Annotated in this window: 4 protein-coding genes; 2 read left to right on the top strand and 2 right to left on the bottom strand. The window is 56.8% G+C overall.

Going from position 1 to position 4,852, the window contains the following annotated elements; genetic code table 11:
* Positions 1–1,754: glycosyltransferase family 2 protein (locus NW838_RS08500; RefSeq protein ID WP_414427859.1), on the top strand; the 1,754-nt coding region annotated here is incomplete at its 5' end.
* 55 nt (positions 1,755–1,809) lie between these two features.
* Here NW838_RS08500 and NW838_RS08495 read toward each other — a convergent pair.
* Together NW838_RS08495 and NW838_RS08490 are read right to left on the bottom strand one after the other, a co-directional pair.
* A complete protein-coding gene (locus NW838_RS08495; RefSeq protein ID WP_099812809.1) occupies positions 1,810–2,169 on the bottom strand; it encodes a hypothetical protein in 360 nt (119 codons plus the stop codon).
* 239 nt (positions 2,170–2,408) lie between these two features.
* Positions 2,409–4,136, bottom strand: a complete 1,728-nt coding sequence (locus NW838_RS08490; protein ID WP_414427858.1) for an alkaline phosphatase D family protein — start codon at positions 4,134–4,136, stop codon at positions 2,409–2,411.
* Between the two features lie 283 nt (positions 4,137–4,419).
* Here NW838_RS08490 and clpS point away from each other — a divergent pair, with 283 nt between their 5' ends.
* Complete coding sequence (gene clpS, locus NW838_RS08485) at positions 4,420–4,701, top strand: ATP-dependent Clp protease adapter ClpS (protein WP_099812808.1); 282 nt, start codon at positions 4,420–4,422, stop codon at positions 4,699–4,701.
* Positions 4,702–4,852: the final 151 nt, after the last annotated feature.

Raw genomic sequence — 4,852 nt, 5'->3', positions numbered from 1 at the left:
GCTACCTCTCCACCCCCGAGTATCTCAGCATCCTAGCCCATTTGCTGGGCTACCCAACGGTCTCGCAACTGATGGGAACGGGGCTGCTTCATCGGGAGGAGAATCTGAGCCAACAGTTTGATCCTGAGCTGATGATGCGCCACCTGTTCTACCCCCTAGCCTGGGCAGATGAAAATGCTCTGATGGTGATGGTGAATGACCCCCTGGACTGGGAGGTGGATGAGATCCTCTACGCTTGGCGGCCAGGCTTGCGTATTGAAAAAGTTCTGGGCACCGAGCAGGATATCACGCAGCTTCTCAGCCAGGATCAAGGACCTAAGCTGAGCCAAGAAGCTGTGTACAAGCTCATGGCCCGCCTGCCAGAAGAATCGGCCTCGCGGGTGTTTACCCCCTCTCAGATTGCGGTGGGCTACGGCCTGCTGCTGCTGTTGCTCTGGGGATTGGCCACTGCTCCCTGGGCGACTCTAACCATTTTGGTGCTGCTGATCAATCTTTTTTACGTCGCTTCGATCCTGTTCAAACTGCTGCTCAGCCTAGTGGGATCCGCCGATCGCTTCCACCAGATTACCGATGAAGAAGTGGCCGCTTTGGATGATCGCGACTTGCCTATCTATACCATCCTGGTGCCGGTCTACAAAGAACCGGAAGTGATGCCAATTTTGATCAAGTCTCTCTCTAAGCTGGATTACCCCCACGAGCGGTTGGATGTGCTTATTCTGTTGGAGGAAAACGACCGAGACACCATTGAGGCAGCTCGAGCTGCCAAGCCCCCCCGCTACGTGCGCCTGCTGCTGGTACCGGATAGCAAGCCCAAGACCAAACCCAAAGCCTGCAACTACGGCCTGGCCTTTGCCCGTGGCGAATATCTCACCATCTACGACGCTGAAGATATTCCTGACCCAGATCAACTCAAAAAAGCAGTCATCGCCTTCCAGAAAGGGGATCCCAGCTTGGTTTGCGTCCAGGCTGCCCTCAACTACTTCAACCGCAACGAGAACTTCCTCACCCGCATGTTCACCCTGGAGTATTCCTATTGGTTTGATTACCTTCTGCCGGGTTTGGAAACTCTCAGAATGCCCATCCCCCTGGGCGGCACCAGCAACCACTTTCGCACTGACCGCCTGCGGGAGCTGCAGGGATGGGATCCCTTTAACGTCACCGAAGACGCAGATCTAGGCATCCGCGCCAGCCAGCACGGCTATACGGTGGGGGTGATCAACTCCACCACTTATGAAGAGGCCAACTGCGCTGTTAAAAACTGGATCCGGCAGCGCTCCCGCTGGATCAAGGGCTACATGCAAACTTGGCTGGTGCACAACCGCAACCCCCTGCGCTCGTTGCGCAAGCTGGGCCTGAAGAACTGGCTGTCTTACCAGTTTTTTATTGGCGGCAGCTTCTTTACCTTTCTCACCAGCCCCATCATGTGGCTGCTGTTTATTTACTGGCTGCTCACCCGCGCCCATTGGCTGCAAAACCTATTTCCCAGTTGGCTGGTTTATCTGGGCTTGTTTAACCTCCTGGTGGGCAACGCCATTGGGATTTACCTCAACTTGGTGGCCGTTTTCCGGCGAGGGTACTACGATCTGGCCTTCTATGCCCTGCTCAACCCCATCTACTGGCAACTGCACTCTATGGCAGCTTACATGGCTCTGTGGCAGCTCTTTACCAAGCCCTTCTACTGGGAAAAGACCATCCACGGGCTGAGCAAGTTTACCCATGCCAAAGTCCAGGAAGCTGCTCATAAAGCAGCCTAGGCTACTGAATCGGTTTCCCAAGCAGTGGCGACGAAGTGAGGCCAGCCAGCACCCCTCAGAAGCTGTAGTCCGAATCTACGATCACAGCACAACCACTGGGGTGGAGACAGCTAGCCATGATCACCTTGACAGAAAAGTTGCCCTCGTAGGGCGCCTGCACGATGGGGAAATCGTCCAACAGTTCGTCTGCAGCCACCACCTGACCGCTGGCATCGTAAAGCACCAGATCCACATCGAAGCAATCCTGGTCGCACTGCGCCCAGATGTTTTCACCTCGGTAGAAATAGCCTGTAACTACGGTCGATTGTCCATTAAGAAGCCACAAACTACGGCTCTGAGCCCAGGCGGCAGCGCCCCCGATAACTGTGGCCGCTCCTATTAAGCTTGCCACCAACCAGCCCCGCACCGAAGCCATAAGACTGCCCTCCTACTGAAAAACGGAGATAGATTTTCTACAGGGATCCACCTCAACGCCCACACTCTAGCACCCAGATCCGTTTCTCCCGAATGATTCAGATCACGTTAAGGATCTTAAGAATCTCATGCTGAAAATCGCGAAAAAGAGTTACAAAAAAAGGGATCACGAGTAGAGCAGGGATCCCTCAATTCTGACCAGAAATCCGGCGAAGCTCCCGCATCGGTCTGGCCGACTTCTCATTGCGGCAAATTCAGTTCCCCCCTTCGCCCTAAGGGATCCGTCAAAACACTGCCGGTAGGGCCTTTGATTTGAATGGTGCAGCGGCTGCCGGACACTTCAATAACGTTGTAGTTGGGCACCGCCAGCTCCAAAAAGCGCAAGTTGCCCGTCGTTACCCCTGGGATCCCGCTCACCTGGGGATTGGCCGGGTTCACCGGTGCCAAAAAGCCGTTCACAATCCGGTAATACAGGCGGCTGGCATTGGGGATCCCCAGTTGATTGCCCAGCTCGTCAATGCTGAGGGCCGTAACGCTCCGCCCGGTGGGGCCAGTCCACACTTCCCAGATGGGGTTGCTGCTGCCGGGGTTGACCTGGCCGATGAAGCCGGCATGGTTGTTGCCGGTCAAGAACACCACGTTGCGGATGTTGTTGCTCTCGATAAAGTCAATGACTTCCTGCCGCTCCAGCCAGTAGCCTTCCCAAACATCGTTGGAGCGGAAGTAGGTCACCGTGATGGGAAACTCGCTGACGATGAACTTGTAGGTGGCGGTGGAGTTGCGCAGGCCGTTGAACAGCCACTGCTTCTGCGGATTGCCCAAGAGGGTACGGGGCGTGCGGCGCAGCAGGTTAAACAGGGCTTGTTCGGATCCCGGCGGGCCAAAGAAGAGGGTCTCTTGTTCGGGCGTGAGGCGAATGCCGGCCAGCTCCAAAAAACGCTGACGGGTCAGGCCGGGGGGCAAAATGGGCAAAATGGGGGTGACCGCCGCCAAATCCCGGTACTGGCGCAGATCCAGGATAAAGACTTCGGCATTGGCCCCGTAGCGGAAGCTGCGAAACAGCCGATCCCGGCTATCCACACCGGCCACATCTGTCAGGTTGGGGGTAATGGGGTTGTATTCAAAAAAGGCTTGGTAGCCGAGCACCTTGAGATCTTCCACATCGCGGGTTTGCCCGGTGGTGTCGTTGAGCTGAGTGGCCCGGCCACCGCGGGCCTTCTGGCCACTGTAGTTGTCAATCACCTCGTGATCGTCCCAGTTGACAACAAAGGAAGTCCGGCCAAACAGTTGCGCGAACTCCCGCCCGGCATAGTTGGGATCCCGCTGATCCCGATAGAGGCTGCGGTAGAACTCCAGATTGCCGATGGGATCCAGCCCCAGCCAGAAGCGATCGGCGTAGACAGTGTCGCCGTTAAAGGAGATGAAATCGATATCGCCGCGGCTGACTTCTGCCAGCATGGCTGCCCCAATAGGAAAGGGAGGCTCGTTGGCACAACTGATGTGTAAGAAGCGAATGGGTCGTCCATCCCCAGGAGCTGGCAGGGTGCGAAACTGGCCTACAGGGCTGGTAAACCCCTCGCTGACAAACCGGTAGAAGTAGCGCTGCGCTGGCCTCAAGCCGGTGACGACGGCACGAGCAATGTAGTCGCCTGGCTCAGTGCGGTAGTTGCGGCCCGCCACACGGCGAGCAGTAAGCGAAACTTGTTGCGAAATGGGGTTGAACTCGGAATTCTCAGCCACCTGCAACGTCACCGCAACCGTGTCTGTTGCACTGGCCGGGATCACCCGCGTGGAAAGCACCGCCCCTTCTGCGGTGGGATCCCCGGCAAATACCCCTTGAGGGAACCCGGGCTCTCCCAGGGGGGGAATGGAGGAACTGGAGGTGCCCCCACAGGCAGCCAGGGCAGCTGCCCCACCCCCAAACATCAGCAACTGCAGGAAAAAGCGACGGGAACGCAGGGAACTCATAGGGCCCACCTCAGGGACGCAGGCAAATGTAAAGGGATCCGCAACAAAGGCCAATCGCCTTTTTAGTCAAGCACTTTTGCCCCCAAGCTGAGGTTGTGGGCAGGTGAAGGCTGGGTTAGGGTTGGTTTAACGGCTCTGACCCCTGCGCCCAGGTTCCCCACGGCCTTTTCACAGAGCTTGCTGAGAAGGCTAAAATTTCATTACAGTTTTTCCTGCTTTTGCCCCATTTTTGCGGTTTTGCGTTCCTTAGACTTCTTTTGACCCTGCCGAAGGAGGGATCGTTGTGGCTACAGAGACCCTGGTCAAGCCTTCTGTAACCCCAAAGCACATGCCCATGTACCGGGTGTTGCTGCACAACGACGATGTCAACACCATGGAGTACGTGGTGCAGGTGCTGGTGAAGGTGATCCCGGCGATGATGCCGCCGCAAGCCACTGAGATCATGCTAGAGGCCCACAACAACGGTGTTGCTGTGGTGATCGTGGTGCCGCGGGAGCACGCGGAGTTTTACTGTGAGCAGTTGCGTCAGCACGGCCTGACCAGCTCCATTGAGCCGGAACGCTAGGCGGGGCGGGTTGGATGGGCCTGCCGATCTCCAAGCTGAGGGCTTGTCCATTTCTGCTGCGTCTGCTGCTTTTCTTGGCGATCCCCCTCCTAGCCTGGCTGCCGTGGGTCGGGCTGGGGGGGTGGTTTTTTCGTTTCTCTTATACACATCT

The sequence above is a fragment of the Synechococcus sp. R55.2 genome (genome assembly GCF_047462075.1).
Lineage (GTDB): Bacteria > Cyanobacteriota > Cyanobacteriia > Thermostichales > Thermostichaceae > Thermostichus.
The sequence above is the reverse complement of the archived record's forward strand: the minus strand, read 5'-3'. Positions and strand labels throughout refer to the sequence as shown.